The organism is Spirillospora sp. NBC_01491 (genome assembly GCF_036227065.1).
GTDB classification, from domain to species: domain Bacteria; phylum Actinomycetota; class Actinomycetes; order Streptosporangiales; family Streptosporangiaceae; genus Spirillospora; species Spirillospora xylanilytica.
In genome coordinates this window covers 4,112,171-4,138,017 of record NZ_CP109432.1, presented here as the reverse complement: position 1 = coordinate 4,138,017, position 25,847 = coordinate 4,112,171, and the positions used below count along the sequence as shown (strand labels likewise).

Annotated in this window: 23 protein-coding genes and 1 riboswitch; of the genes, 16 read left to right on the top strand and 7 right to left on the bottom strand. The window is 73.1% G+C overall.

The features are described 5' to 3' along the window. Positions 1 to 14 precede the first annotated feature (14 nt). Positions 15 to 1,667, bottom strand: a complete 1,653-nt coding sequence (locus tag OHA34_RS19145) for a glycoside hydrolase family 15 protein (RefSeq protein WP_329518490.1) — start codon at positions 1,665 to 1,667, stop codon at positions 15 to 17. A gap of 344 nt (positions 1,668 to 2,011) precedes the next feature. Here OHA34_RS19145 and sucC point away from each other — a divergent pair, with 344 nt between their 5' ends. From sucC to OHA34_RS19130, 3 genes are all read left to right on the top strand, one after another. Then, the gene (gene sucC / locus OHA34_RS19140) at positions 2,012 to 3,190 is read left to right on the top strand and encodes an ADP-forming succinate--CoA ligase subunit beta (protein ID WP_285942597.1); all 1,179 of its coding nucleotides are present in this window, start codon (positions 2,012 to 2,014) and stop codon (positions 3,188 to 3,190) included. 2 nt (positions 3,191 to 3,192) lie between these two features. Beyond that, the gene (sucD, locus tag OHA34_RS19135; RefSeq protein ID WP_285942596.1) at positions 3,193 to 4,080 is read left to right on the top strand and encodes a succinate--CoA ligase subunit alpha; all 888 of its coding nucleotides are present in this window, start codon (positions 3,193 to 3,195) and stop codon (positions 4,078 to 4,080) included. A 159-nt stretch (positions 4,081 to 4,239) separates the two neighbouring features. Further along, positions 4,240 to 6,066: a cell division protein PerM gene (locus OHA34_RS19130; RefSeq protein WP_329518489.1), complete on the top strand. Its 1,827-nt coding sequence runs from the start codon at positions 4,240 to 4,242 to the stop codon at positions 6,064 to 6,066. A 10-nt stretch (positions 6,067 to 6,076) separates the two neighbouring features. Here OHA34_RS19130 and OHA34_RS19125 read toward each other — a convergent pair whose 3' ends face one another. Next, on the bottom strand, positions 6,077 to 6,586 hold the full coding sequence (locus OHA34_RS19125; protein WP_285942594.1) for a DUF4190 domain-containing protein: 510 nt from the start codon (positions 6,584 to 6,586) through the stop codon (positions 6,077 to 6,079). Between the two features lie 103 nt (positions 6,587 to 6,689). Here OHA34_RS19125 and purN point away from each other — a divergent pair, with 103 nt between their 5' ends. The 3 genes from purN (at position 6,690) to OHA34_RS19110 (ending at position 9,252) form a co-directional block, all read left to right on the top strand. Next, positions 6,690 to 7,346: a phosphoribosylglycinamide formyltransferase gene (gene purN, locus OHA34_RS19120; protein ID WP_285942593.1), complete on the top strand. Its 657-nt coding sequence runs from the start codon at positions 6,690 to 6,692 to the stop codon at positions 7,344 to 7,346. Further along, positions 7,343 to 8,902, top strand: coding sequence for a bifunctional phosphoribosylaminoimidazolecarboxamide formyltransferase/IMP cyclohydrolase (purH, locus tag OHA34_RS19115; protein ID WP_285942592.1), 1,560 nt, complete (start codon positions 7,343 to 7,345; stop codon positions 8,900 to 8,902). The genes purN and purH overlap by 4 nt, the downstream gene beginning before the upstream one ends. 170 nt (positions 8,903 to 9,072) lie before the next feature. Further along, positions 9,073 to 9,252: a hypothetical protein gene (locus tag OHA34_RS19110; RefSeq protein ID WP_285942591.1), complete on the top strand. Its 180-nt coding sequence runs from the start codon at positions 9,073 to 9,075 to the stop codon at positions 9,250 to 9,252. A 33-nt stretch (positions 9,253 to 9,285) separates the two neighbouring features. Here OHA34_RS19110 and OHA34_RS19105 read toward each other — a convergent pair whose 3' ends face one another. Next, positions 9,286 to 9,879, bottom strand: coding sequence for a GNAT family N-acetyltransferase (locus tag OHA34_RS19105; protein WP_285942590.1), 594 nt, complete (start codon positions 9,877 to 9,879; stop codon positions 9,286 to 9,288). Between the two features lie 100 nt (positions 9,880 to 9,979). Continuing rightward, positions 9,980 to 10,066: riboswitch (ZMP/ZTP riboswitch) on the top strand. Between the two features lie 56 nt (positions 10,067 to 10,122). Here OHA34_RS19105 and OHA34_RS19100 point away from each other — a divergent pair. Next, a complete protein-coding gene (locus tag OHA34_RS19100; RefSeq protein WP_285942589.1) occupies positions 10,123 to 10,980 on the top strand; it encodes a bifunctional methylenetetrahydrofolate dehydrogenase/methenyltetrahydrofolate cyclohydrolase in 858 nt (285 codons plus the stop codon). Between the two features lie 137 nt (positions 10,981 to 11,117). Here the strand turns inward: OHA34_RS19100 and OHA34_RS19095 are convergent, their stop codons facing one another. Next, a complete protein-coding gene (locus OHA34_RS19095) occupies positions 11,118 to 11,849 on the bottom strand; it encodes an FHA domain-containing protein (protein ID WP_285942588.1) in 732 nt (243 codons plus the stop codon). Positions 11,850 to 12,092: 243 nt separating this feature from the next. On the opposite strand from OHA34_RS19095, the gene OHA34_RS19090 reads away from it, so the two are divergent. The 3 genes from OHA34_RS19090 to OHA34_RS19080 all read left to right on the top strand — a co-directional run bounded on the left by OHA34_RS19090 (position 12,093) and on the right by OHA34_RS19080 (position 15,152). Next, entirely contained in the window at positions 12,093 to 12,563 is a 471-nt protein-coding gene (locus OHA34_RS19090) for a DUF3017 domain-containing protein (protein ID WP_285942587.1), read from the top strand. An 81-nt stretch (positions 12,564 to 12,644) separates the two neighbouring features. Continuing rightward, positions 12,645 to 13,862: an NADP-dependent isocitrate dehydrogenase gene (locus OHA34_RS19085; RefSeq protein WP_285942586.1), complete on the top strand. Its 1,218-nt coding sequence runs from the start codon at positions 12,645 to 12,647 to the stop codon at positions 13,860 to 13,862. Positions 13,863 to 14,162: 300 nt separating this feature from the next. Next, positions 14,163 to 15,152 carry a malate dehydrogenase gene (locus OHA34_RS19080; RefSeq protein ID WP_329522367.1) on the top strand — a complete coding sequence of 330 codons (990 nt, stop codon included), beginning with the start codon at positions 14,163 to 14,165 and terminating at the stop codon, positions 15,150 to 15,152. 200 nt (positions 15,153 to 15,352) lie between these two features. On the opposite strand, the gene galK is transcribed toward OHA34_RS19080, so the two are convergent. Both galK and galE read right to left on the bottom strand, forming a co-directional pair. Then, the gene (galK, locus tag OHA34_RS19075) at positions 15,353 to 16,540 is read right to left on the bottom strand and encodes a galactokinase (protein ID WP_329522366.1); all 1,188 of its coding nucleotides are present in this window, start codon (positions 16,538 to 16,540) and stop codon (positions 15,353 to 15,355) included. A 10-nt stretch (positions 16,541 to 16,550) separates the two neighbouring features. Further along, the gene (gene galE / locus OHA34_RS19070; protein WP_329522365.1) at positions 16,551 to 17,504 is read right to left on the bottom strand and encodes a UDP-glucose 4-epimerase GalE; all 954 of its coding nucleotides are present in this window, start codon (positions 17,502 to 17,504) and stop codon (positions 16,551 to 16,553) included. A 103-nt stretch (positions 17,505 to 17,607) separates the two neighbouring features. Here galE and OHA34_RS19065 point away from each other — a divergent pair, with 103 nt between their 5' ends. Genes OHA34_RS19065 through OHA34_RS19050 form a run of 4 tightly spaced genes read left to right on the top strand, consistent with a single transcriptional unit; the run spans position 17,608 to position 21,376 of the window. Further along, positions 17,608 to 18,549: a hemolysin family protein gene (locus OHA34_RS19065; protein ID WP_285942582.1), complete on the top strand. Its 942-nt coding sequence runs from the start codon at positions 17,608 to 17,610 to the stop codon at positions 18,547 to 18,549. 18 nt (positions 18,550 to 18,567) lie between these two features. Beyond that, on the top strand, positions 18,568 to 19,638 hold the full coding sequence (gene trpS / locus OHA34_RS19060) for a tryptophan--tRNA ligase (RefSeq protein WP_329522427.1): 1,071 nt from the start codon (positions 18,568 to 18,570) through the stop codon (positions 19,636 to 19,638). After that, positions 19,628 to 20,230 carry a 2'-5' RNA ligase family protein gene (locus tag OHA34_RS19055; RefSeq protein ID WP_329522364.1) on the top strand — a complete coding sequence of 201 codons (603 nt, stop codon included), beginning with the start codon at positions 19,628 to 19,630 and terminating at the stop codon, positions 20,228 to 20,230. The genes trpS and OHA34_RS19055 overlap by 11 nt, the downstream gene beginning before the upstream one ends. Positions 20,231 to 20,290: 60 nt before the next feature. After that, complete coding sequence (locus OHA34_RS19050) at positions 20,291 to 21,376, top strand: YihY/virulence factor BrkB family protein (RefSeq protein ID WP_285942580.1); 1,086 nt, start codon at positions 20,291 to 20,293, stop codon at positions 21,374 to 21,376. A gap of 22 nt (positions 21,377 to 21,398) precedes the next feature. Here the strand turns inward: OHA34_RS19050 and OHA34_RS19045 are convergent, their stop codons facing one another. Continuing rightward, on the bottom strand, positions 21,399 to 22,709 hold the full coding sequence (locus tag OHA34_RS19045; protein ID WP_329522363.1) for a D-alanyl-D-alanine carboxypeptidase family protein: 1,311 nt from the start codon (positions 22,707 to 22,709) through the stop codon (positions 21,399 to 21,401). A 396-nt stretch (positions 22,710 to 23,105) separates the two neighbouring features. Between OHA34_RS19045 and OHA34_RS19040 the strand changes: the two genes are divergently transcribed. Both OHA34_RS19040 and OHA34_RS19035 read left to right on the top strand, forming a co-directional pair. After that, positions 23,106 to 24,272 (top strand): glutamate--cysteine ligase, encoded by a 1,167-nt coding sequence (locus tag OHA34_RS19040; RefSeq protein WP_285942578.1) that lies wholly within the window; start codon positions 23,106 to 23,108, stop codon positions 24,270 to 24,272. A gap of 112 nt (positions 24,273 to 24,384) precedes the next feature. Further along, a complete protein-coding gene (locus OHA34_RS19035) occupies positions 24,385 to 25,674 on the top strand; it encodes a M20 family metallopeptidase (RefSeq protein ID WP_329522426.1) in 1,290 nt (429 codons plus the stop codon). The last annotated feature ends 173 nt before the right edge of the window (positions 25,675 to 25,847 follow it).

Here is a 25,847-nt window from a genome sequence, read left to right as displayed (position 1 = left end):
GGCCCCGGCACCGTTCAGGCGGGCGGGACGGGCAGGGGGCGTTCGAGCGCGGCCAGGCTGAGCACCACGAGGGACGCCGTCCAGCCGAGCGGGGCGACCCCGGCGGGCTGGCCGCGTTCGCCGACCTTCTCGGGCAACGCCCCCAGCGAGGTGCTGTGCTCGGCCAGCCAGCCGAGCCGGTCGTGCGCCTCGACGGTACGGCCGGAGGTGGCCGCGGAGAGCGTGAACAGCGCCATCTCCGGCGTCCAGGCGACCTGCTTGTGCCCCGACCAGCGCTCGCCCGGCAGCACCCCGCCGTTCGGCAGCGCCTGCTTGCGGGCGGCGTTGGCGACCGCGGCGTCCACGGCGGGGTCGGCCGGGCCGAACGGCGGGCCGAGGAAGGTGACGGAGGTGTCCATCAGCCCGCCGGCGATGGGGGAGCGCGGGTAGCCGTGCGGGGCGAAGTCGCGTCCGACCGCGTCCGACAGCCGGTGCGACGCGGACCGCCACCGGGCGGCCTTGTCGTGCTTGCCGTACCCGTCGGCGATCGCGGCGGCGGACCGCAGTCCGGCCAGGACCGGCCCGACGACCCCGAGCGTCGGACGGTCGGGGTCCTGCTCGTGGCCGGGGCCGCGCTCCCAGTAGTCGGACGAGGGCGGCGGCAGGCCGGTGGAGTCGAGCGAGCGGGCCAGGCGGTCGGCCGCGCGCCGCACCATGGGCCACAGCTCCGGCAGGTCGGACGACGGCGCCTGCGTGCGGAAGAACCAGCTTGCCCACAGCACCCACCCGAGCGAGTCGAGCTGAGGGGGCCGGCCGTCCGCCACCGCCGTCCCGTCGGCGTTGTAGCGCGCGGCCCACAGGCCGTCCTCGTGCTGGACGCGGGCCATGAAGCGCAGCACCCGCCGGCCCTCGGCCGGATGCCCGGACACCGCGAACGCCGCCGCCGCGAACGCCGAGTCGCGCGGCCAGCTGAAGTTCCACGGCCCGTACCAGGACGCGAGCGAGGCGCCGTTGGGGCGGGTGAGCAGCCGGAGGTCGAGCAGCGCGCGCGCCGCCATGTCCCGGTTCCGCTCGGCCGCCTCCGCCGCTTCGGCGGCCTTCGCGGCCTCCGCGCTCTTCGCCCCTTGCGGCCCCGGCGCCGCCTGGACGGCGGCGGACGGCGACGGCGCGGGCGCCGGCGGTCCGGTGACGCCGGGTCTGGGGACGCCGGGTCCGGTGGCCCCGGGTCTGGGGACGCCGGGCACTGTGATGTCCGGCACGGTGAGGCCCGGCACGGTGCCGCGCGCCAGCCAGGCGCTGTCGGACCGTACGGCCGCCGCCACGCGCGGGTCGGAGGGGTCCACCGTGATCGGGGTATCGGAGCCGAACGGGATGAACCGGATCCGGCCGTTCCCCAGCCGCACCACCGAGCTGTCCGGCAGGTAGGACGCGCCCTCGGCCTCGGCCGGGGACAGGGGGACGCTGTTGAACGGCCAGCCGCCGCCGCCGACCAGCCCGGGGCTGGCCCAGCCCGGACCGGCGGCCCGGTCGGGGCTGCCGGCCCCGCAGGTGGCGACCAGCACGGCGACGAGGAGCAGCGCGGCGGCCCGCCGGACCCGGCGCGGCCCCCGCCGTGAGGCCGCGGACGGTCCGCCGCGCGGACCCCGCCGCACCCCGACCCGGCCCGGCCTCATCCGCTCATCGGCCACGGCCGCATCTCCCCTCAGAGCCTTGCTTTACCGCAAGGCGCACTTAAGTACATCAAACTCCGCGAACCCGTTCATCCATCTCAGGGCCCGCGCGCGACCTCCTCCCTCAAGGTGAGTACCCCGCGCCGCTTCCTCCTCACGGGCGACGTCCCGCCGCGCCCGCCTCCCCCAAAGGGTTCCGGGAACCGGACAGGGGGCATGGGAAACCGACCCGGCGGCATGACCACGGGCCCGGGTTGACTAGGCTCCATCGACGGAGCGGACCGCAGAGTGGCAGGCCGCACGGACACACGTGTACCCCCACTCAGCGGTCATTTGGCTGTCGATCCGTTAAAGGACGCCTCGTGGACCTGTTCGAACATCAGGCGAAGGAACTCTTCGCCGAGTACGGGGTACCGGTGCCCACCGGCAAGGTCGCCCGTACCCCCCAGGAAGCACGAGCTATTGCGGCGGAGCTGTTCGCCGCGGGAAGCTCGAAGGTCGTCGTCAAGGCCCAGGTCAAGACCGGTGGTCGTGGCAAGGCCGGTGGCGTGAAGCTGGCCGACTCGGCGGACGAGGCGCAGACCCTCGCCGACCAGATCCTCGGCATGGACATCAAGGGCCACACGGTCCACAAGGTCCTGGTCGAAGAGGGCAGCGCGATCGCGCAGGAGTACTACTTCAGCTTCCTGCTGGACCGGGCTAACCGCACCTTCCTCTCCATCTGCTCCGTCGAGGGCGGCGTGGAGATCGAGGACGTGCCGCACGACCGGCTGGGGCTGGTGCCCATCTCGCCGCTGACCGGCGTCGACCGGGCCAAGGCCCGCGAGATCGCCGAGCAGGGCCGGCTGCCCGAGGAGGCACTGGCCGGCGCCGCCGAGATCATCGAGCGGCTGTGGGCCGTGTTCACCGACGAGGACGCCAGCCTCGTCGAGGTCAACCCGATGATCCTCACCACCGCCGGCGAGGTGAAGGCGCTCGACGGGAAGGTCACCCTCGACGACAACGCCTCGTTCCGCCAGGAGCACGGCGGGCTCGAGGACAAGGCCGCCGCCGACCCGCTGGAGGCCGCGGCCAAGGCCAAGGACCTCAACTACGTCAAGCTCGACGGCAGCGTGGGCATCATCGGCAACGGCGCGGGCCTGGTCATGTCGACGCTCGACGTGGTCTCCTACGCCGGCGAGGAGTTCAACGGGCAGAAGCCCGCCAACTTCCTCGACATCGGCGGCGGCGCGTCCGCCGAGGTGATGGCCGACAGCCTGGAGATCGTGCTGTCGGACACCGCGGTCAAGTCGGTGTTCGTGAACGTGTTCGGCGGCATCACCGCCTGCGACGCGGTCGCCAACGGCATCGTGTCCGCCTACAAGCTGCTCGGCGAGCGCGGCGAGACCGTCAACCGGCCGCTGGTGGTCCGGCTGGACGGCAACAACGCCGACCTCGGGCGCAAGATCCTCGACGACGCGGCGCTGCCCGGCGTCGAACAGGTCGACACCATGGACGACGCGGCCAAGCGCGCCGCCGAACTCGCTGCGGCAGGTGCATGAGCATGGCCATCTGGCTCACGGAGAACAGCAAGATCATCGTGCAGGGCATCACCGGCTCGGAGGGCATGAAGCACTCCCGCCGGATGCTCGCCGCCGACGCCAACGTGGTCGGCGGGGTCAACGCGCGCAAGGCCGGCCAGAAGGTCGACTTCGACGGCACCGAGCTGACCGTGTACGGCACCGTCGCCGAGGCGATGGCCGCGACCGGCGCCGACGTGTCGGTGGTGTTCGTGCCGCCGAAGTTCACCAAGGACGCCGTGGTCGAGGCGATCGACGCCGAGATCCCGCTGTGCGTGGTCATCACCGAGGGCATCCCGGTGCACGACACCGCCTACTTCTGGGCGTACGCCGGCGAGAAGGGGAGCAAGACCCGGATCGTCGGGCCCAACTGCCCCGGCATCGCGACCCCGGGCTCGTCCAACGCGGGCATCATCCCGGCCGACATCACCACGCCGGGCCGCATCGGCCTGGTCTCCAAGTCGGGCACGCTCACGTACCAGATGATGTACGAGCTGCGCGACATCGGCTTCTCCACCTGCGTCGGCATCGGCGGCGACCCGATCATCGGGACCACCCACATCGATGCGCTCAAGGCGTTCCAGGAGGACCCGGGCACCGACGCGATCGTGATGATCGGTGAGATCGGGGGCGACGCCGAGGAGCGCGCCGCCGCCTACATCGAGCAGAACGTGACCAAGCCGGTCGTCGGCTACGTCGCCGGGTTCACCGCCCCCGAGGGCAAGACCATGGGCCACGCCGGCGCCATCGTGTCCGGCTCGGCCGGCACGGCGCAGGCCAAGAAGGAGGCCCTGGAGAAGGTCGGCGTCCGCGTCGGCAAGACCCCCAGCGAGACCGCCCGCCTGATGCGCGAGGTCATGAAGAACCTCTGACCCTGGGACCCCGAGGGGGCCCAGGCCACGAAAGACACCCGAGCCGCGGGACGGCCCGGGTGTCTTTCGTTCGGCGGCCGGGCCGGGAGGGGTGATGACAAAGACGACACGCCGGGCGGGCAGCCCGCCCGTGCCGGGGCGGGGTGCCAGCATGGGCGGGTGAGCGACCAGAAGCCCGGACCGCGCGTGACCGCCGAGCCGCCCGAGGCCGGGGAGGACCCGCGTTCCGGGCCGCCCAGGCCGCTGTACGTGGCCGGGCTGGTGGGCGCGCTGTGGTGCGTCGGTATCGGCCTGGCCGTGCTCACGACGATCACGCTCATCGGCTGGATCGCCGCGCCGCGGACCGCCCTCGGGGCGGGGCTGCCGGGGGTGTTCCGGACGGTCGTCAACTTCTGGCTCGTCGCGCACCACGCGGGCTTCTCCAGCGAGCACGGGCGGGTGGGGCTGCTGCCCCTCGGCCTGATCGTCCTGCCGGGGGCGCTGCTGTACCGGAGCGGCGCCTGGATGATCCGCACCGTGGGGATGCCGAGCCGTCCCCGGATCGGCGTGGTGCACGTCGCGGTCGCGCTGGCGGTCCCCTACGCGCTGCTGGCCGGGCTGCTCGCGCTCGCCGCGACGTCCTCGGCGATCCGGCCGTCGACCTGGGAGGGGCTGCCGGCCTGCTTCCTGGTCGCGTTCGCGGCGGGCGCCCTCGGTGCGGCGCGGGCCGTCGTGGCGGGCACCGCGGGGGGACGGCGGGTCCGCTCGGGGCTCGGCGCGCTGCTGCGGCTGCTGCCGGACCGGCAGCGCTCGCTGGTGGTCGGGGTCGCGGGCGCCACCGGGGTGCTGCTGGCGTCGGGCGCGATCCTGGTCGGCGGGTCCCTGCTGGGGCACATGGGCGCCGCGACCGACCTGTACAACACCCTCGCCCCGGGGATCGTCGGGGGCGCCCTGCTGCTGCTGGTCGAGCTGGCCTTCCTGCCGAACGCGGTGATCTGGGGCATGGCCTACGCGGTCGGGCCGGGCTTCTCGGTCGGCGCGGGCACCAGCGTCTCGCCGACCGGGGTGTTCCTGAGCGCCGTGCCGGCCTTCCCGCCACTGGCCGCGCTGCCCGAGCCGGGCCCGGCGCCGGTGGTGTCGCTGCTGGCGCTGGCGGCGCCGTTCGTGGCCGGGGCCGTGGGCGGGGTGCTCACCATCCGCGCGATGCCGAGCCCGGTGTACGAGGGCGCGCCGCTGTGGGGGTTCGTGTCGGGAGCGATGACGGGCGCCGTGACGGCGCTGCTGACGGCGCTGTCGGGCGGTCCGCTCGGCAGCGGCGGGATGGCGACCGTGGGGCCGTCGGCCTGGCAGGTCGGGCTGATGGCCACGCTGGAGGTCGGGGTCTCGGCGGCGATCGCGGCCTGGGTCACGAACTGGCTGATCCTGCGCCGTCCCGTGGAGTCCACGGAGTCGTCGGCGTCCGGCGCGGCGGAGCCGCGCGAGCGCGGGCGGGTCCGGCGGAGGGCCGAGAAACCCGCGTCCGCCCCGCAGTCCAAGGCCACCAAGGCCACCAAGGCCACCAAGGCCACCAAGCCCGCTCAGCCGGGCGCGCCGGGCAAACGGGGCGCGCCCGCCGCGCGGGCCGAGCCCGTCCGGGTGGACGAGGAGGCGCCGGTCCGTCCGGCCGCGCCCCTGGCCTCGCCGTACGCGTCGGATCCGCTGGAGTTCGAGGAGGCCGAGCCGGTACTCACCCCGCGCCGGCCGGCGCGGGCGAGGGGACGTGCGGCCGAGCCGGCGCCCGAGTCCCTGCCCGAGCAGGTCGAGGACCCTGGGCCGGTGCCGCCCGAGCCGCTGGAGGCCGAGGAGCAGCCGTCCCGGTCCTCCCGCCCCGCACGACCGGCGGGGTCCGCCCGGCGCCCTGGGCCCGAGACCGACCCGGACGTCCCGACGCCCCGGGAGGACCCCGAGCGCACCGAGACCCGCGGCGGAGCGATCTACGTGCTCAGGGACGACCCCCGCCGGGACTGACGGCCGCGGCTCAGGTCCACTGTTCGAGCCGGCTCAGGTCCAGGCCCGGCCGGCCGAACTTCTTCTCCAGCTCGTGGACGTAGGTGGTCTTGCACGCCTTCTCGTCGGAGACGGTGTTGGCGGCGCCCAGGCAGTCCTGGTAGGCGCTCATCTGCGGCCACAGGAGCGCGGTGACCGTGATGGAGAACACCACGACGACCAGGCCGATCGATCCGAGCACGATGCCCCCGGCGGCGCCGGGCGCGGTGGCCCGCCGCCCCTTGGCCTGGCGGCGAGCCCTGATCCCCACCACCACCGCCGCGATGCCGAGGATCAGCCCGGCGGGGAAGAAGAACAGCGCGAACACCAGGGCCAGACCCCCGAGCAGCAGGGCGCGCAGGCCGCTGGCGTCGGTCTTGGAGGGCGGTCCGCCCAGCGGGGGCCGCCCGGCCGGGCCCGCGCCGTCCGGCGTGCGGTCGGGGGCCTCGGCGCCGTCGCCGCCGTCCTTACCGGGGCCGGTTCCGCCCGGCTGCTCAGTCACGTCTGTTCCTCCTGGCCGCTGACCTCTGGTGTGGATTCCTGCGCGCTCAGCATGGCCGATAGGCTGCGTATCGGCTCGTCAACCCCACGTCCACCAGGGAGTCATGGTGTCCGCCCGGCTCGTCGTCCTCGTCTCCGGAGCGGGGACCAACCTACAAGCGCTGCTCGACGCGTGCGCGGACCCAGCTTACGGTGCCCGCGTGGTGGCCGTCGGCGCCGATCGGGCCGACGCCGGCGGGCTCGGCCGCGCCGAACGCGCCGGGCTGCCCGCCTTCACCCTGCGGATCCCCGACTTCGGCAGCCGCGCCGACTGGGACGGGGCGCTCGCCGAGGCGGTCGCCGCGCACGAGCCCGACCTGGTCGTGTCGGCCGGCTTCATGAAGATCCTCGGGCCGCGCTTCCTGGCCCGGTTCGGTGGCCGGACGATCAACACGCACCCGGCACTGCTGCCGTCCTTCCAGGGCGCGCACGCCGTGCGGCAGGCCCTGGAGTACGGGGTGAGGCTCACGGGCTGTACCGTGCACTTCGTCGACGAGGGCGTGGACACCGGACCCGTCATCGCCCAGGAGGCCGTACCCGTCCGCCGGCACGACGACGAGGACTCCCTGCACGAGCGGATCAAGCAGGTGGAGCGGCGGCTCCTGGTCGACGTCGTCGGGCGGCTGGCCCGCGACGGGTGGACCGAAGAGGGCAGACGGGTCTCCATGAAGAGCCGTACATGCAGTGATGCGTCGGATGAACGAGGGGAGCTCGACCGGTGAGTCGGGTGGCGATTAAGCGTGCGCTGATCAGCGTTTACGACAAGACGGGGCTGGAGGAGCTGGCCCGGGGCCTGCACGCGGCCGGGGTCGAACTGGTCTCCACCGGTTCCACGGCGGGGCGGATCGCCGCCGCCGGAGTGCCGGTGATGAAGGTGGAGAAGCTCACCGGATTCCCCGAGTGCCTCGACGGACGGGTCAAGACCCTGCACCCCAAGGTGCACGCGGGCCTGCTGGCCGACCGGCGCAAGGAGGACCACCTCCAGCAGCTGGACGACCTGCACGTCGAGCCGTTCGACCTGGCGGTGGTGAACCTGTACCCGTTCGCCGACACGGTCGCCTCGGGCGCCGGGCCGGACGAGTGCGTCGAGCAGATCGACATCGGCGGCCCGACCATGGTCCGCGCCGCCGCCAAGAACCACACGAGCGTCGCGGTCGTGGTCGACCCGTCCGCGTACGGGGCGGTCCTGGAGGCCGCGGCGGCGGGCGGGTTCACGCTCGACGAGCGCCGCCGCCTGGCCGCGCGCGCGTTCGCGCACACCGCCGCGTACGACGTGGCGGTCGCGTCCTGGTTCGCGGGCGAGTACGCGCCGGACGAGACGGCCGCCGAGTCGCGGTGGGCCGACTTCCTCGGCGCGAGCTGGGAGCGTTCGAACGTCCTGCGGTACGGCGAGAACCCGCACCAGCGCGCCGCGCTCTACACCGACGGCACGGGCGGCCTGGCGGGGGCCGAGCAGCTCCACGGCAAGGAGATGTCCTACAACAACTACGTCGACGCCGACGCCGCGCGCCGCGCCGCCTACGACTTCGCCGGGCCCGCCGTCGCGATCATCAAGCACGCCAACCCGTGCGGCATCGCGATCGGCGCCGACGTGGCCGAGGCGCACCGCAAGGCGCACGCCTGCGACCCGATGTCGGCCTACGGCGGGGTGATCGCGGTGAACGCGCCGGTCACCGCCGCGATGGCCGCCCAGGTCGCCGAGATCTTCACCGAGGTGCTGGTCGCCCCGGCGTTCGACGCCGAGGCGCTGGAGATCCTCACCCGCAAGAAGAACATCCGGCTGCTGCGCTGCCCCGAGGGCCCGCGGAACGAGGTCGAGTTCCGCCGGATCGACGGCGGCGTGCTGCTCCAGGGCGTCGACCGGGTCGACGCCGCCGGCGACGCGCCGTCCACGTGGGAGCTCAAGACGGGGCCCGCCGCCGACGAGGCGACCCTCCGCGACCTGGCGTTCGCCTGGACGGCGTGCCGCTCGGTCAAGTCCAACGCGATCCTGCTCGCCGCCGGCGGCGCCACGGTCGGCGTCGGCATGGGCCAGGTCAACCGGGTCGACTCGGCCAAGCTCGCGGTGACGCGGGCGGGCGAGGACCGCGCGGCGACCGCGGTCGGCGCGTCCGACGCCTACTTCCCGTTCCCGGACGGCCTCGAGGTGCTGACGGCGGCCGGGGTCAAGGCGATCGTCGAGCCGGGCGGGTCGATCAACGACGACAAGGTGATCGCCGCGGCGGAGAAGGCGGGGATCACCCTCTACTTCACCGGCGTCCGGCACTTCTTCCACTGATCGCGGGGTCCGGCGCGGCGGGCCCGTCCCGCCGCGCCGGACCGCCCCGATCCGGTGTTCTCCCTGATCATGGGCGGTTTTACCTTCCCGCGTTGGTAGCCTCGGCCTGGCCGCGCCCTCCCCTTGCCCCTCCATGACCCCGGGCGCGCGCGTTCGCCGATGGAGGCGCGATGGACTTCCTCATGACCCTCATGCTGGGGACGGTGTCCCAGACCGCCTCCCTGCTGATGGAGGGCCGCCAGGTGATCGGGATGCTGGCCGCGGTCCTGGCCGCGATGCTCGCCGCCCAGCTCGGCTGGCACGGCACCGACCGGCTCATCGCCTGGCGCCACCGCCCCGACGAGGACTGACTTCCGGCCCCGCGGGGGGAGGCCGGCGAGAGGTCAGCGGAGGCGGGCCCGTAGGGCGGCGCGCGCGGCGGGCCACTCGGCGTCGGTCATCCCGTAGGTGGCGGTGTCGCGTGTCGAGCCGTCCGGCATGATCCGGTGGTTGCGGTGGATCCCCTCGAACGAGGCCCCGAGCCGCTCGATCGCCCGTCTCGACCGCTCGTTGCGGTGATGGGTGTGCCAGCCGACCCGGATTGCGCCGAGCCCCTCGAACGCCCGCTCCATGAGCAGCAGCTTGGCCTCGGTGTTCATCCCGGTGCGGTGCCAGCGGGCGCCGAGCCACGTCGAGCCGATGCACAGGCCGCGGTGCGCCGGGGCGACCTCGTAGTACGAGGTGGTGCCCGCGACCTCTCCGGTGGCGGCGTCGAGCTGCACCCACGGCACCTGGATCCGGTGCTGGTACGCGTTCAGCGCCTTCTCGACGATCACTCTCATCCCGTCGACGCCGTCCGGCTGGAACGAGCTCAGCCACGTCCAGACGGCCGGGTCCGCGCCCGCCTTGAAGAGGCCCTCGGCGTGGTCGGCGGAGAGCGGCTCCAGCCGTACGCGACGCCCGGTCAGGGCCGGACGGTCGAACCAGGCGTCGTTCATACCGTCCAGTGTATGGATCGGCGGAGGCGCCCCCGCAGGGCCACTCGACGCCCTTTCGCGGAGACCGCTCCCGCCGCGGTGCCCGCGCCGCCGGATAGCATGGCCCGGACGCGACTGGCGCGGTCAAGGTGGATTCACCACCGGGGAGCGAACCACAGTCCGGACACCGCGCGCCTGGGTGGACGGGACCCGAGCCGGGCTCGGTCCTGCGCGGGCCCCTGGCGAATCAGCGCGGAGGTACGGATGACGGCACGGATTCTGGACGGCAAGGCCATCGCGGCGGAGATCCACGCCGACCTCAAGACACGGGTCGCGGCGCTCCGCGAGCGCGGCGTGAACGTGGGCCTCGGCACCGTCCTGGTGGGCGACGACCCCGGCAGCCACGCCTACGTGAACATGAAGCACCGCGACTGCGCCGAGGTCGGCATCGAGAGCATCCGCCGCGACCTGCCCGCGGACGCCACCCAGGACGAGGTCGAGCGAGCCGTCGCCGAGCTGAACGCCGACCCGGCCTGCACCGGCTACCTCGTCCAGCTCCCCCTGCCCAAGGGCCTGGACGAGCAGCGGGTGCTGGAGCGGATCGACCCCCTCAAGGACGCCGACGGCCTGCACCCGATGAGCCTCGGCCGGCTGGTCCTGATGCAGCCCGGCCCGCTGCCGTGCACGCCCAAGGGCATCGTCGACCTGCTGCGCCGCTACGACGTCCCGCTGAAGGGCGCCGAGGTCACCATCGTCGGCCGCGGCATCACCGTCGGCCGCGCCCTCGGGCTGCTGCTGACCCGGCGCAGCGAGAACGCGACCGTCACGCTCTGCCACACCGCCACCCGCGACCTGGCCGCGCACACCCGCGCGGCCGACATCGTGGTGGCCGCGGCCGGCGTCCCCGGCCTGATCACGGCCGACATGGTCAAGCCCGGCGCGGCGGTGCTGGACGTCGGCGTCTCCCGGGTCGACGGCAAGCTCACCGGCGACGTCGCCGCGGACGTCCACGGCGTCGCGGGCTGGGTCGCCCCCAACCCGGGCGGCGTGGGCCCGATGACCCGCGCGACGCTGCTCACCAACGTGGTCGAGGCCGCCGAGAGGGCCGCCGAACCCGCCTAGGCCGCCGCAGCGGGCCGAGCCCGGGGGCGTGGGGGAACACCGAGCGGGGCCGCGCCCTCCTCCAGGCGCGGCCCCGTCGGGTTGGCCGGCGACCGCCCCCGTATTGCGCTGCCGATGGGGGCGATCGCACGATCACATCAGCTGGCCCGCCGCCCTGCCGCGCCGGCCGCCGGGCGGACCGGGCCGGTCACGTGGCCCGGTCCGTGGCCGCCGCCCGGCGGGGGGCCCGTGCGGCGGGCGTCCGGGCGTCCGCCCGGGGCCGGCCGGCCCTCCATCGGCGGACGCCCCTGCTGCGGGACGTGCACCGGTGGCAGCGGCCGGACCAGGCCCATGGCGATGACCTCATTGGCGAGCCGGGTTCGGCGGTTGGCTCCTTCGGGGATGCGGAACTTCTGGTAGAGCCGCAGCAGGTGCTGCTTCACCGCGGCTTCGGTGACGACGAGATCGCCGGCGATCTCCCGGGCGGTGGCGGGTGCGACGAAGGCCTCGTCCGACAGGGCGGGCCTGCACAGCGAGGTCAGCACATCGACCTCGCGGCGGGTCAGTTCGGGTGCGATGGCACGCCGCAGCTCGACGTCCGGATCGACCTCCTCCCGGGGGATGCCCCCCATGCGGCAGCGCGCCGTGCCGAAGCTCACGACGTCACCGTCCTCCAGCACGCGCCGTGCGATCGGCCGGCCGTTGACCCTGGTCCCGTTGCGGGACAGGCCCATGTCCACGACGTAGACGTACGGGCCGCGCCGAATGATCTCTGCGTGCAAACGGGACACACTCGGGTCGTCGAGGCGGATGTCCACTCCTCTCCCTCTTCCGACCGTCGTCACGTCGGGGCGCAACGGCATCACCAGCCCGCTGTCCTCGATCCGCATGAACGGCCCCTCCACGGCAGTCCTCCCAGCTAGTTAGCGACCCCTGTCCAGCGGGTTACCCGGCCGCGTCACCGTCACACCCTCCTACTGGCCGGTAGGAGCGATGACACAAGGGATTCAGTACCCATATGGGGTCCATCGTCATCAGTCGGGCCCCAGCCGTACCGGAGCGCGGATGTCGTCGGGGTTCCCGGATGGCAGTACGGTGGAAGGCCCACGGACCGTCGCTGAGTGGAGCCAGGCATGAGCACCGAGGTGCACCGGCGGCGCCGCAGGGCACCGCGTGGCCGGGGGGCCGCCCCGCACTGGCTGGGCCAGCTCCCCTATCTCATCGTGCTGTCCGGCGTCGCCGGCGGGCTGGTGCTCTGCGCGCTCGCCTACTTCCGCAAGGGGTCGGGGCTGATGGCCGCCGCGCTGCTGTTCGGCGCGCTGGCCCGGCTGCTGCTCCCCGAGTCGCAGCTCGGCCACCTCGCGGTGCGCAGCCGCCCGGTCGACTGCTGGACGCTGGTGATCCTCGGCGAGATGGTCGCCTTCGTCGCGCTGAGCGTGCCGCCGATGAACAAGACGGGCCTGCTGCTCGCCGGCGTGTTCGGGGTGCTCATCGCGCTGGCCCTCGGGGTCCGCGCGGTGCGGTTCCTGCTCGCCGAGCGGCGGGCGGGACGCTCGGGACCCTCCGAAGAACCCGGGTCGTCCGCGGGAACAGGCCAGGTCTAGACCTCAACTTGGCCTCGGCTAGCCTAGCCAGTTGAGCCTTACAAGGACTGCTGGCCGGTGTAGGAAAGGGACAGCAACAGTATGCCCAAGATCAAAGTAGCGGGCCCGGTCGTCGAACTCGACGGCGACGAAATGACGCGGATCATCTGGAAATTCATCAAGGACCAGTTGATCCTGCCCTACCTCGACGTGGACCTGAAGTACTACGACCTGGGGATCGAGCACCGTGACGCCACGGACGACCAGGTCACGATCGACGCCGCCAACGCCATCAAGAAGTACGGCGTCGGTGTGAAGTGCGCCACGATCACCCCGGACGAGGCCCGGGTGGAGGAGTTCGGCCTCAAGAAGATGTGGCGCTCGCCCAACGGGACGATCCGCAACATCCTCGGCGGCGTCATCTTCCGTGAGCCCATCGTGGCCTCCAACATCCCCAAGCTGGTCCCGGGCTGGACCAAGCCGATCATCATCGGCCGGCACGCCCACGGCGACCAGTACCGCGCGACCGACTTCGTCGTGCCGGGCCCGGGCACGGTCACCATGACCTACACCCCGCGGGACGGCTCCGAGCCGATGGAGTTCGAGATCGCCGACTTCCCCGGCGGCGGCGTCGCGATGGGGATGTACAACTACGACGACTCGATCCGCGACTTCGCCCGGACCAGCATGCGCTACGCGCTGAGCCGTGAGATGCCGCTGTACATGTCGACGAAGAACACCATCCTCAAGGCCTACGACGGCCGGTTCAAGGACCTCTTCCAGGAGATCTTCGACGCCGAGTTCAAGGCCGACTTCGAGGCCAAGGGCCTGACCTACGAGCACCGGCTGATCGACGACATGGTCGCCGCCGCGCTCAAGTGGGAGGGCGGCTTCGTCTGGGCGGCCAAGAACTACGACGGCGACGTCCAGTCCGACACCCTCGCCCAGGGCTACGGCTCGCTCGGGCTGATGACCTCGGTGCTGATGACCCCGGACGGCAAGACCGTCGAGGCCGAGGCCGCGCACGGCACGGTGACCCGGCACTACCGGCAGCACCAGCAGGGCAAGCCGACGTCGACCAACCCGATCGCGTCGATCTTCGCCTGGACCCGGGGCCTGGAGCACCGCGGCAAGCTCGACGAGAACCCCCAGCTCGTCGACTTCGCCCGCAAGCTGGAGCAGGTCTGCGTCGAGACCGTCGAGAACGGTCAGATGACCAAGGACCTGGCGCTGCTGGTCGCGCCGGACGCCCCCTGGCTGACCACGCAGGAGTTCCTGGAGGCGCTCGACACCAACCTCCAGAAGAAGATCAACGGCTGATCGTCGGATCACGCCTGATCGTCGTGAGGCCCGCCCGCGTGGGCACTCCAGGCCGCCCTGGTGAATCCGGGGCGGCCTTCGGCGTTCCTTGGAGCGGTCCGACGGGCGGCGGCCAAGCGGCCTCGCCATGCCCGTGTGCGGACCTGGGGGATGCGGCACCGGCGGCGCGCGATAGCCTGGCCGGTGGAGTATCTCGACGACGAGAGAACCGGCGCGGCGGCTCGCCTCCCGGGCGGTCGGGTTCGAGATCGAAGCATGGCCGCCTGAGCCCCGTCAGGTCACAGCAGGAGAAGTGAAGGCATGACTCGCACCCCAGTCAACGTCACCGTCACCGGCGCCGCGGGCCAGATCGGCTACGCGCTGCTGTTCCGCATCGCGTCCGGTCGGCTCCTCGGGGCGGACGTACCCGTCCGGCTGCGCCTGTTGGAGATCCCGCAGGCGGTGAAGGCCGCCGAAGGCACCGCGATGGAGCTGGACGACTGCGCCTTCCCGCTGCTGGCCGGCGTCGACATCTTCGACGACGCCGTCAAGGCGTTCGCGGGCACCAACGTCGCGCTGCTGGTCGGCGCCCGGCCCCGTGCCAAGGGCATGGAGCGCGGCGATCTGCTGGAGGCCAACGGCGGGATCTTCAAGCCGCAGGGCGAGGCGATCAATGCCGGTGCCGCCGACGACATCAAGGTGCTGGTGGTCGGCAACCCGGCCAACACCAATGCGCTCATCGCCCAGTCGCACGCGCCGGACGTCCCGGCCGGGCGGTTCACCGCGATGACCCGCCTCGACCACAATCGCGCCCTCGCGCAGCTCGCGAAGAAGGCCGGCGTGACCGTCGCCGAGATCAAGAAGATGACGATCTGGGGCAACCACTCGGCCACCCAGTACCCCGACATCTTCCACGCCGAGATCGCCGGCAAGAGCGCCGCCGGCACGGTGGACGACCAGGCGTGGCTGGAGAACGACTTCATCCCGACCGTGGCCAAGCGCGGCGCCGCGATCATCGAGGCGCGCGGCGCGTCCTCGGCGGCGTCCGCGGCGTCCGCCGCCATCGACCACGTGCACACCTGGGTGAACGGCACCGCGGACGGCGACTGGACCTCGATGGCCGTGGTGTCCGACGGCTCCTACGGCGTCCCGGAGGGCCTGATCTCCTCGTTCCCGGTCACCACCGCGAACGGCGAATGGAAGATCGTCCAGGGCCTGGAGATCGACGACTTCTCCCGCGCCCGCATCGACGCGTCCGTGGGCGAGCTGTCCGAGGAGCGCGACGCGGTCCGCAAGCTCGGCCTCATCTGACCTCTAGTGTTTCACGGTCCCGGCCCAGGCACTCGCCTGGCGGCTCGTACCTGACCGTGTCCGGGCGGGCGCGGCATCGCTTCGCGATCTGTCCGGTGAGGCTCGCCTCCGGCTTCGCCTCACCGGACAGGTAACGCGCCCGCGCGACGGCTGGGGCATCTGAAACCGGCCCCTCGGCAGGTCCTGGGCGGGCAGCCAGGTCAGCGGACGCGGTGGGCGCCTTCCGCAGGGTCGGCCTCCAGGAAGGCCGGGGCCGTCCAGCCGCGCTTGGCGTACGCGGCGGTGATCGCGTCGCGGACGCGGTCCGCGCGGGCCGCCGCGGTGAGCACGATGACCGAGCCGCCGAAGCCGCCGCCGATCATCCGGCCGCCCCGGCCGCCGGCCCGGAGCGCCGCCTCGACCGCGGTGTCGGCCTCGGGCCAGGAGACCTCGAACTGGTCCCGCAGCGACAGGTGCGAGGCGGTCAGCAGCGCGCCGAGCTCGGCCACGGCGCCCGCCCTGAGCAGCCCGGCGGCGGCCTCCACCCGGTGGTTCTCGGTGACCACGTGCTGCGCGCGGCGGCGCAGCACCGGGTCGCGGAGCGAGGCCAGCGCCCCGGCCAGGTCCGTGACGTCGCGCAGCGCGTCCACGCCGAGCGCCGCCGCGGCCCGCTCGCACTCGTCCCGCCGCCGCGCGTACTCCCCGCCGGCCAGTTCGTGCCCGGCGCGGGTGTCGACGGCCAGCAGCGCGAGTCCGGCGCCGGACGGCGCGAACGGGACCTGTGCGGACAGGCCGCTGCGGCAGTCGAGCAGCAGGGCGTGGCCCGCCGTGCACAGCAGTGACGCGGACTGGTCCATCAGCCCGCAGGGGACGCCCACGTGCTCGTGCTCGGCGCGCTGTGCCAGCCGGGCCAGCTCGGGCCGCGCGATCTGGACCCCGTACAGCTCGCAGAGCGCCAGCGCGGTCGCGCACTCCAGCGCGGCCGAGGAGGACAGCCCGGCGCCCTGCGGCAGGTCGGCGTCGATCAGCAGGGACGCGCCGCCGGTGCCGGACGGCCGCAGCACTCGGGCGACGCCGACCGGGTAGGCGGCCCAGCGCCGTCCGTCGGGCCAGTCCTCGGCGCTGATCGGGCCGCCGTCCACCGGTGTGCGGACGCCGTCGCCGGCGGCCTGGAGCGAGCGGACGACGAGGACGCCGTCGTCGCGCCGCGCCGCCGCCACCGAGACGCCGAGGGGCAGCGCGAACGGCAGGACGAGGCCGTCGTTGTAGTCGGTGTGCTCGCCGATCAGGTTGAGCCGGCCGGGCGCGTGCCAGACGCCCTCGGGCGGCGCCGCGTACGCCTCGGTGAACGCGGCGGCGAGCGCGGCCGGGTCGGGGCCGGCGGGCGGGGCGGTGCGCGGGGCGGTCATCGGTGCCCGGTCAGCGGGACCGGATGAAGGTCCAGGCGTCGGAGACCATCGCCCGCAGGTCGAGCTCGGGCTTCCAGCCGAGCTCCGTCCTGATCTTGTCGGACGAGGCCACCAGCACCGCCGGGTCGCCGGGCCGGCGCGGGCTCACCGCCGCCGGGATCGGGTGGCCGGTCACCTCGCGGCAGACCTCGATCACCTCGCGGACCGAGTAGCCCCGGCCGCTGCCGAGGTTGAAGATCTGGTGGGTGCCGGGCGTGCACGCCTCCAGCGCGAGCCGGTGCGCGTCGCCGAGGTCGACGACGTGGATGTAGTCGCGCAGGCAGGTGCCGTCGGGCGTCGGGTAGTCCTCGCCGAACATCTGCACCGACTCGCGCTCGCCGAGCGCGACCTTGAGCACGTTGGGGATCAGGTGGGTCTCCACGGTGTGCCGCTCGCCCTGCGCCCCGCGCGCGCCCGCGACGTTGAAGTAGCGCAGCGAGACCCCGCCGACGCCGTGCAGCCGGGCGTACTCGGCGAGCGCGGTGTCGATCGCCAGCTTGGACGCGCCGTAGGGGTTGGTGGGCCGGGTCGGGGCCGTCTCCGGGATCGGGGCGGACTCGGGCTCGCCGTAGGTCGCCGCGGTCGAGGAGAACACGATGCGGGCCACGCCCGCGCGGCTCATCGCGTCGAGCAGGGCCAGCGACTCGCCGAGGTTCTTGTCCCAGTACAGGCCGGGCTTCTCGACCGACTCGCCGACCAGGGACTTGGCCGCGAAGTGCAGCACCGCGTCGAAGCCGCCGCCGTCCAGGACGTCGAACGCCTCGTCCCGCAGGGTGCCGCGCACCAGCCGCGCGCCGGCGGGGACCGCGTCCTCGTGCCCGGTGGTGAGGTCGTCGAGCACGACCACCCGGTGCCCGGCCTCCAGGAGCTGGGCCGTGACGACACTGCCGATGTAGCCGGCGCCTCCGGTGACGAGCAGTTTCACGAACGACCTCCAGAATCATGGAACGGTGCAATGCCGGAAACGACCGATCGTGCCGCCGGACGCCCCAGGCTATCCGGAACGGTGAGCGGGGAAGGGTGAACCCATGGACCGGATGTCGCGCGGGGCGCCCCGGCGGGCCGCCCGCCCGCTGGTATGGCTGCTGTCACGGTCGACCGACCTCGTGGTGCGGCTCGCCGGGGGCGATCCGCGCGCGCTGCGCGAGGAGCTCACCGCCGAGCGGATGCGGGCGCTGGTCGCCGAGACCACCGCGCTCCCCGCGGACGAGCGGGCGCTGATCGAGGAGGTGTTCGCGGCGGGGGAGCGTCCGCTGCGCGAGGTCCTGGTGCCGCGCACGGAGGTGGTGTTCCTGGACGCGGCGCTCCCGCTGGCCGCCGCCGCCCGGATCGCCGCGGGCAGCCCGCACTCCCGGTTCCCGGTGTGCCGGGACTCCCACGACGAGGTCATCGGGTTCGTGCACATCCGCGACCTGCTGGTTCCCGAGGTCCCCGACCGGGCCGCCCCGGTCGGGAAGCTGGTGCGGCCGGTGAAGTTCCTGCCGCCGTCGCAGCGGGTGCTGCCGGTGCTGTCGGAGATGCGCAGGGAGCGCTGCCACCTGGCGGTCGTCCTGGACGAGTACGGCGGCACCGCGGGGATCGTCACGCTGGAGGACCTCCTGGAGGAACTGATCGGCGACATCCGGGATGAATATGATGTGCAGGACGCGCAGGCGCGGCGCCTGCACGGTGGGGTGGTCGAGGTCGACGGCCTGCTCAATCTGGACGACTTCGCCGCCGAGACCGGCATCCGGCTGCCCGCCGGGCCCTACGAGACGGTCGCCGGCCACATCATGGCGGCGCTCGGGCAGGTCCCCGCCGAGGGCGACTCGGTCGAGGCCGCGGGCCGCCGCCTCGCGGTCGCCCGGATGGACGGCCGGCGGGTGGCCCGCGTGCGCGTCACGCCGCAGGCGGTGGTGGTGCCGCTCGCGGCGTCCGCCACCTCCACGTCCGCCACCTCCACCGGCGACACCGCCTCGAATGAGGCCTGAGAGAATCGGTCTGTGCACATGTCCGAAGCGTCCAGCCCCAGCAGCGCCGCCAGCGGCACCGCGACCCCGCGCGTGTTCTCCGGCATCCAGCCGACCGCCGGCTCGTTCCATCTCGGCAACTACCTGGGCGCGCTGCGGCAGTGGATCGCCATGCAGGACACGCACGAGGCGTTCTACTGCGTGGTCGACATGCACGCGATCACCGTCGCCTACGACCCGGCCGCGCTGCGGGTCCGGTCCCGGGTGTCGGCGGCGCAGCTGCTGGCGATGGGGCTCGACCAGGACCGTTCGACCCTGTTCCTCCAGAGCCACGTGCCCGAGCACGCCGAGCTGGCGTGGGTGCTGGGCAGCCTCACCGGGTTCGGCGAGGCGGGCCGGATGACCCAGTTCAAGGACAAGTCGGCCAAGCAGGGCACGTCGGGCACGACCGTGGGCCTGTTCACCTATCCGGTGCTCCAGGCCGCCGACATCCTGCTCTACTCGCCCGAGCCGGGGGAGGGCGAGCGCGACCTCCGGGTCCCGGTCGGCGAGGACCAGCGGCAGCACCTGGAGCTGACCCGCACCCTCGCGCAGCGGTTCAACCACCGGTTCGGCGACACCTTCGTGGTGCCCGAAGCGCACATCCCGGCCGGCGCCGCCAAGATCACCGATCTCCAGGACCCGACCGCCAAGATGAGCAAGTCGGCCTCGTCCCCGCAGGGCATCGTGGACGTGCTGGAGGACCCGGGGCCGATGCGCAAGAAGATCATGCGCGCGGTCACCGACACCGGCACCGACGTCCGCTACGACGAGGAGAACAAGGCCGGCGTCACCAACCTGTTGCGCATCTTCTCCGCGCTGGAGGGCACCCCGGTCGCCGATCTGGAGGGCCGCTACGCGGGCACCGGCTACGGCCAGTTCAAGAAGGACCTCGCCCAGGTCGTGCTCGACACGTTCACGCCGATCCGGGAGCGCACGCACAAGCTGCTGGCCGACGAGCAGGAGCTCGACCGGCTCCTGGCCCAGGGCGCGGACCGCGCCTCGCAGGTCGCCGCGCGGACGATGGAGATCGTGCGCGACCGGGTGGGATTCGTGGGACGTGGCCGCTGACCGGGCGGCCCCGCAGCCGGCCCCGGGCGACGGCGCCCGCGACCCGGCGGTACCGGCGCGGGACGGCGCCCGCACGATCGGGGTGGCGATCCCGATCCCCGAGCCGTACGGCCGGCGGCTCCAGCGCCGCCGCGAGTCGTTCGGCGACCCGCTCGCGACCGCGATCCCGACCCACATCACGCTGCTGCCCCCGACGACGGTGGACGGCGCGGCGATGGCCGGGATCGAGGACCACCTGGTCCGGATCGCCCGCACCGAGCGGGCGTTCTGGATCAGGCTGCGCGGCACCGGCACGTTCCGTCCCGTCTCGCCGGTGGTGTTCGTCGCGCTGGCCGACGGGATCGGCGGCTGCGAGCAACTCCAGGCGCGGGTGGCGTCGGGGCCGCTCGTGCGGGAGCCGACCTTCCCCTACCACCCGCACGTGACGATCGCCCACCACCTCCCCGAGGAGGTCATGGACCGGGCGTTCAAGGAGCTCGCCGGGTACCGGGCCGACTTCGAGGTGTGGGGCTTCTCCCTGTACGAGCACGGCCGCGACGGGGTGTGGCGCCCCCAGCGCGACTTCGTGTTCGGTGCCGCGCCGGGCGCGTAACGGCGCCCGTCCGGCCGCCCCGCGCCGCATCGAGTGCGTTCGCCTGGGTACGTTGCGTACATGCCTCAGGTGATCAACGAGGGCCGGCGCCGGGTGGGCGCGCTGACCGAGGCGGCCAAGCGCCTGCTGCGCGCGGCGCGGGCCCGCTGGGGCTGGCTCGACCATCTCGGCCGCGCGTACGGGCGCTACCAGGAACGGCGCGGCGACCGCCTGGCCGCCGCGCTCACCTCGTACGGGTTCCTGTCCTTCTTCCCGCTGCTGGCGCTGGCGTACTCGCTGCTCGGCTACCTGGTCGGGGTGAGCGACGAGGCCCGCGACTACTTCGTCCGGGCGGTCAACTCGCTGCTGCCGGGCCTGTCCGACCAGCTCCAGGTGCAGGAGATCGCCAAGTCCAAGGCCACCGTCGGCCTGGTCGGCCTGGCCGCGCTGCTGTTCACCGGGCTCGGCTGGGTGCAGGTGCTGCGCGAGTCGCTGCGCGACATCTGGGGCAACGAGCCCAACGGAGACGGCAACTTCCTCGTGAAGAAGCTCTGGGACGCCGCGGTGCTGGCCTTCCTCGGCGCGGCGCTCGTGCTCGGCATGGCGGTGACGACGGTCGCCACCTCGACCAGCCATGCCGTGCTCGACCAGGTGGGGCTCGGCTCGGTCCCCGGCGCGGGGACCGGGCTGCGGCTGCTGTCCCTGGCGCTGGCGGTCGGCGTCAACACGGTGATCTTCCTGTTCCTGTTCTCCCGGCTGTCGGGCACCCGCGCGCCGTGGCGGCGGATCGCCAGGGGCGCGCTGTTCGGCGCGGTCGGGTTCGAGATCCTGAAGCAGAGCGCGACGCTGCTGCTCGCCCAGACGACGCGGAACCCCGTGTACGCCTCGTTCGCGGTGCTGGTCGGGCTGATGGTGTGGATCAACTTCGTGTCGCGGTTCCTGCTGTTCGCCGCGGCCTGGACGGCGACCCGCCGGGTCGTCCTGAAGGCCGACGCCGACGCCGCGACCGAGCCTGCGACCGAGCCCGCGGCTGAGTCCGAGCCGGATACCGAGTCTGGGCCGGGGATCGTCGCCGGCCCTGCCGATGCGGGCGTCGCGGGCGAAGGCGGTCAGGGCGGGGCCTCGCGGGTCACGGGACCGACGGAACCGGCCGGCCGCACCGGCTGACCGGCCCTACCGGCCTCCAGCTCTACTGGTCGTACGGGTTGTCGGGCGAGGCGTCGGCGGGCGGACGGGGTGCCCGCCCCGCCGCCGCGCCGGCCGGGGCGACGTAGCCGCCGCGCCGGCGCCGTCGCAGCACCAGGAACAGGGCCCCCACGCCGAGGACGGCCCCCACCGCGCCGCCGCCCAGCAGCGCCCAGCCCCGGATGGAGTCGTCCGGAGTCAGCGGGTTGGTGGGCAGCAGGCTGTTGGACCGGTCGTTCCCGGCCTTGCCGGTGTCGGTGCCGTTCGCGTTGTCGCCGGGCGGGACCAGCGTGCCGACCGGCTTGACCTTGCCGCGCGCCGCGAACCCCCAGTCGAGCAGCTTGGCGGCGTACGCGGACGGCGGCTTGTCGGCGCGCATCAGCGAGATGATGATCGTGTGCCCGCCGCGTTTGGCGGCGGCCACGTAGGTCTGCCCGGCGGTGACCGTGTAGCCGTTCTTGCCGCCGAGCATGCCGTCGTACTCCTGCGCCTGCCCGGCCAGCATCCGGTTGTGGGTGTGGATCGGGTAGCCGCCGGTCTTCTTGCCCTTCTTGCGCTGCTTCTTGGTCGGCGGCGCCGGGAAGAAGAAGTCGATGGCCTGCACGTACTTGCGGTACTCAGGGTTCTTCATGCCCTCCCGCAGGATCAGCGCCAGGTCGTAGGACGAGGTGTGCTGGGTGCGGATGTTCAGCCCGCGGTCCTTGTCGAGCCCGTCGGGCGAGCCGGCCAGGGTGTCGTGCGCGTTCAGCCGCCCGGCCTCGGCGTTCATGTCGGCCAGGGTCTTCTTCATGCCGCCGTCGGCCTCGGCCAGCGCCACCGCCGCGTCGTTGGCCGACATCATCATCAGCGCGTGGAACAGGTCGGAGACCTTGTACTGCATCTTGGGGGTCAGCCCGACCTTGGTGCCCTCGACGTCGCACGCCTTCTGGGAGGGCCGGACGAGCCGCCCGGCGTCCAGCTTGGGGACCAGGGTCAGCGCGGTGAGGGTCTTCAGCGTGCTCGCCGAGAGGTAGCGGCCGTGCGGGTCCTTGGCCGCGAGCACCTGGCCGGTGTCGCCGTCGGAGATGAGGTAGGACGCGGCCTTGATCTTGGGCGGGGCGGGGACGCCCGGCTCCTGGTTGACGACCATCCCCCTGCCGCCGAGCTGCGGGCCGCCGACCGGGTCGGTGGGCGGCGCGTTCTGCGCCCCGCTGCCGGCGGCGCGCGGTCCGGCGGCCTGGGATGCGGCGGCATGGGCCGTCCCGGCGGGGGTGACCAGGGAAGCCGCGACCAGCGGCACGGAGAGCGCGGCGGAGGCGCGGCGAACGGTGCTCATGACCTTCCGAAGACTAGGCGACGTATCCGGAGAACAGGTACCCCCGGCGAAAGACGGCGACGCATGGGACGGACGGGACTCACGGTGCGTAAGGGGTGAACGGCGGGTCTCACCCTCCGTTATTGGGGAGAATTTTGGACGGACTGACTAGTCTGTTTGAGGGGGGCCGCCGGGGTGAACCCTGACCGAAAGGTGGGGCCGGACGCGTTCGTCCCCCGCCCGTACGGGTCAAATGATCCGCAAAGGGCAGAGGAGCCCGGCAGGCGGCCTGCGCGGGGAGTCATCATGGGGGCTACGTGACCCTGGATCGGCGTTCGTCCAGGCTTGGTGACCGGCTGGCCGAATCGCGCCACGTGCCACACAACGACCTGCAAGGATTGTGGACGGAGGTTGGCCGTGGCCATTGACTTCAACGCATCCCGCGGGGCGACGCTGGGCGTCGAGTGGGAGATCCAGCTCGTCGACACCGGCACCAGGCACCTGCGGCAGGACGCGCGCGAGGTGCTCGCGTCGCTGCCCGCGCTCACCGAGGGCGCCGGGTTCGCCAAGGTCCGGCATGAGCTGATGGAGTCGACGGTCGAGGTGGTGACCGATATCAGTCACACCGTGGGCGAGGCCAAGCGCGACCTGGCCGGCACGCTCGGCGCGCTGCGGACCGCCGCCGCCGAGCGCGACATCACGCTGGCCTGCATGGGCACCCACCCCATCAGCGACTGGCGCGACGCGGTGATGGCGCCGGTGCAGCGCTACGCCGACCTGATCGAGCAGATGCAGTGGCTGGCCCGCCGCATCCAGACGTTCGGCGTGCACGTGCACGTGGGCATCACCGACGTGGCCAAGGCGATCCCGATCGTCAACGCCCTGTCGGCCTACCTCCCGCACTTCCTCGCGCTGACCGCGTCGAGCCCGTTCTGGAGCGGCGCCGACACCGGGCTGGCCTCCAGCCGGGCCGTCGTCTTCGGTCAGCTCCCGACGGCCGGACCTCCCCACTCGTTGGACGACTGGGCGGCCTTCGAGGATTACATGGCCACCCTGATGCGTGCGGGAACCATCCGCACCATCAAGGAGGTCTGGTGGGACATCCGCCCGCATCCCGACTTCGGCACCATCGAGATCAGGATGTTCGACGGCATTCCCACGCTGCGCGAGGTGGGCATGGCCGCCGCGCTCTGCCAGAGCCTTGTCACGCTGTTCGACCAGCAGCTCGACCGCGGCTACACGCTGCCGCGGCCGGCCGCCTGGGTGGTCCGCGACAACAAGTGGCGCGCCACCAGGTACGGGCTCGATGCCACCGTTATCACCGACGACACCGGCAGCACCGCCCCGCTCCGCGACGATCTCTACGAGCTGATCCGGGAGCTGGAGCCGGTGGCCGACCGGCTCGGCTGCGCCGAGGAGCTCAAGGTCGCGAGCGAGGTGCTCGCGCACGGGGCGCCGTACGAACGCCAGCGCGCGATCCGCGCCGAGGGCGGGACGCTGGAGAACGTGGTCGACGCCGCCGTCGCCGAGCTCGCACAGGACAGATTCGTCACGCTGGGGGAGGTCGCCCATGCCGGACCCTGAGAAGCCGGCCGGCCCGCCCGGCGACAACACCAGAGGGCAGACCATCCGGCGGGCGCCGTCCGGCCCCGCCATCGCGCAGGGGGCGCACATGACATATCAGGGGCCCGGGGTGATGCCCGGACTCGACCGACCGGCCGCCCCGGCATCGGCGCAGCGGGACGAGCGGGGCGCGGCGCTTCAGCCGCAGCTCGACGCGTTCCTGCGCCGGCACGAGGACGAGCTGATCGCGTTCCGCCGCGACCTGCACCGGCATCCGGAGCTGGGGTACGCCGAGCACCGCACCACGCGGCTGGTCGTCGAGCGGCTCACCGCGGCCGGCCTCCGGCCGCGGGTGCTGCCGCGCGGCACCGGCCTGTTCTGCGACGTCGGTCCCGAGGAGGGGCCGACCATCGCGCTGCGTGCCGACATCGACGCACTGCCGTTGCAGGACGAGAAGGAGAACGTCCCGTACCGCTCGACGGTGCCGGGCGTGGCACACGCCTGCGGGCACGACGTGCACACCGTGATGGTGCTGGGCGCCGGGCTGTTCCTGGCGCAGCAGGCGGCGGCGGGGCTGCTCCCGGGCCGGGTGCGGCTGCTGTTCCAGCCCGCCGAGGAGACCCCGGGCGGCGCACTGGACGTGATCGCGGCCGGCGGCATCGCCGGCGTCGACCGCGCGTTCGCGCTGCACTGCGACCCGCGCAACGAGGTGGGGCGGCTCGGCCTGCGCAGCGGGCCGATCACCGCGGCCTGCGACAAGGTGTACGTGAAGGTGACCGGGCCCGGCGGGCACACCGCCCGGCCGCACCTGACCGCCGACCTGGTCTACGCGCTCGCCAAGATCGTCACCGAGCTGCCCTCGGCGCTGTCCCGGCGGGTCGACCCGCGCTCCAGCCTGTCGCTGGTGTGGGGGCGGGTGTCGGCCGGGTCGGTCGCCAACGCCATCCCCGACGACGGCATCGCCGAGGGGACGGTGCGCTGCCTCGACGACGAGGCGTGGCACCGCGCGCCGGACATGATGAAGTCGCTGCTCCAGTCGGTCGCCGCCGCCTACGACGTGGAGGCGACGCTGGAGTACGTCCGGGGGGTGCCGCCCACGGTGAACGACCCCGCGAGTGTGCAGATGTTCCGCGACGCCGCGACGCAGGTCATCGGTGAGGAGGGCGTGGTCCCGACCCCGCAGAGCCTCGGTGGTGAGGACTTCGGCTGGTACCTGGAGTCGATCCCGGGGGCGCTGGCCCGGCTCGGTGTGCGCACGCCCGGATCGCCCGCCGAGTACGACCTGCACCGCGGCGACTTCGACGTCGACGAGCGGTGCGTCGGGGTCGGCATCCGGGTGCTGACCGCCACGGCGCTCACCGCGCTGTGGGACGGCGGCCGTCCGGCCGAGCCCGAGCCGATGGAGGGCGCCGCCCTCGCCTGATCCGCGCCGTCCGCCCCGCCGGGGCCGGCCGCCCACCCGAGATCGATCACATGCGGTGACGCTTCACACGCTGACCTGTGGCGATAAGCGTACGCATTGGTAACGGACGCGTTGCGAAACGGTGCACCCTGGGGTGTTTCCTGCCGTTCCCGAGATAACGTCCCATCGATTTC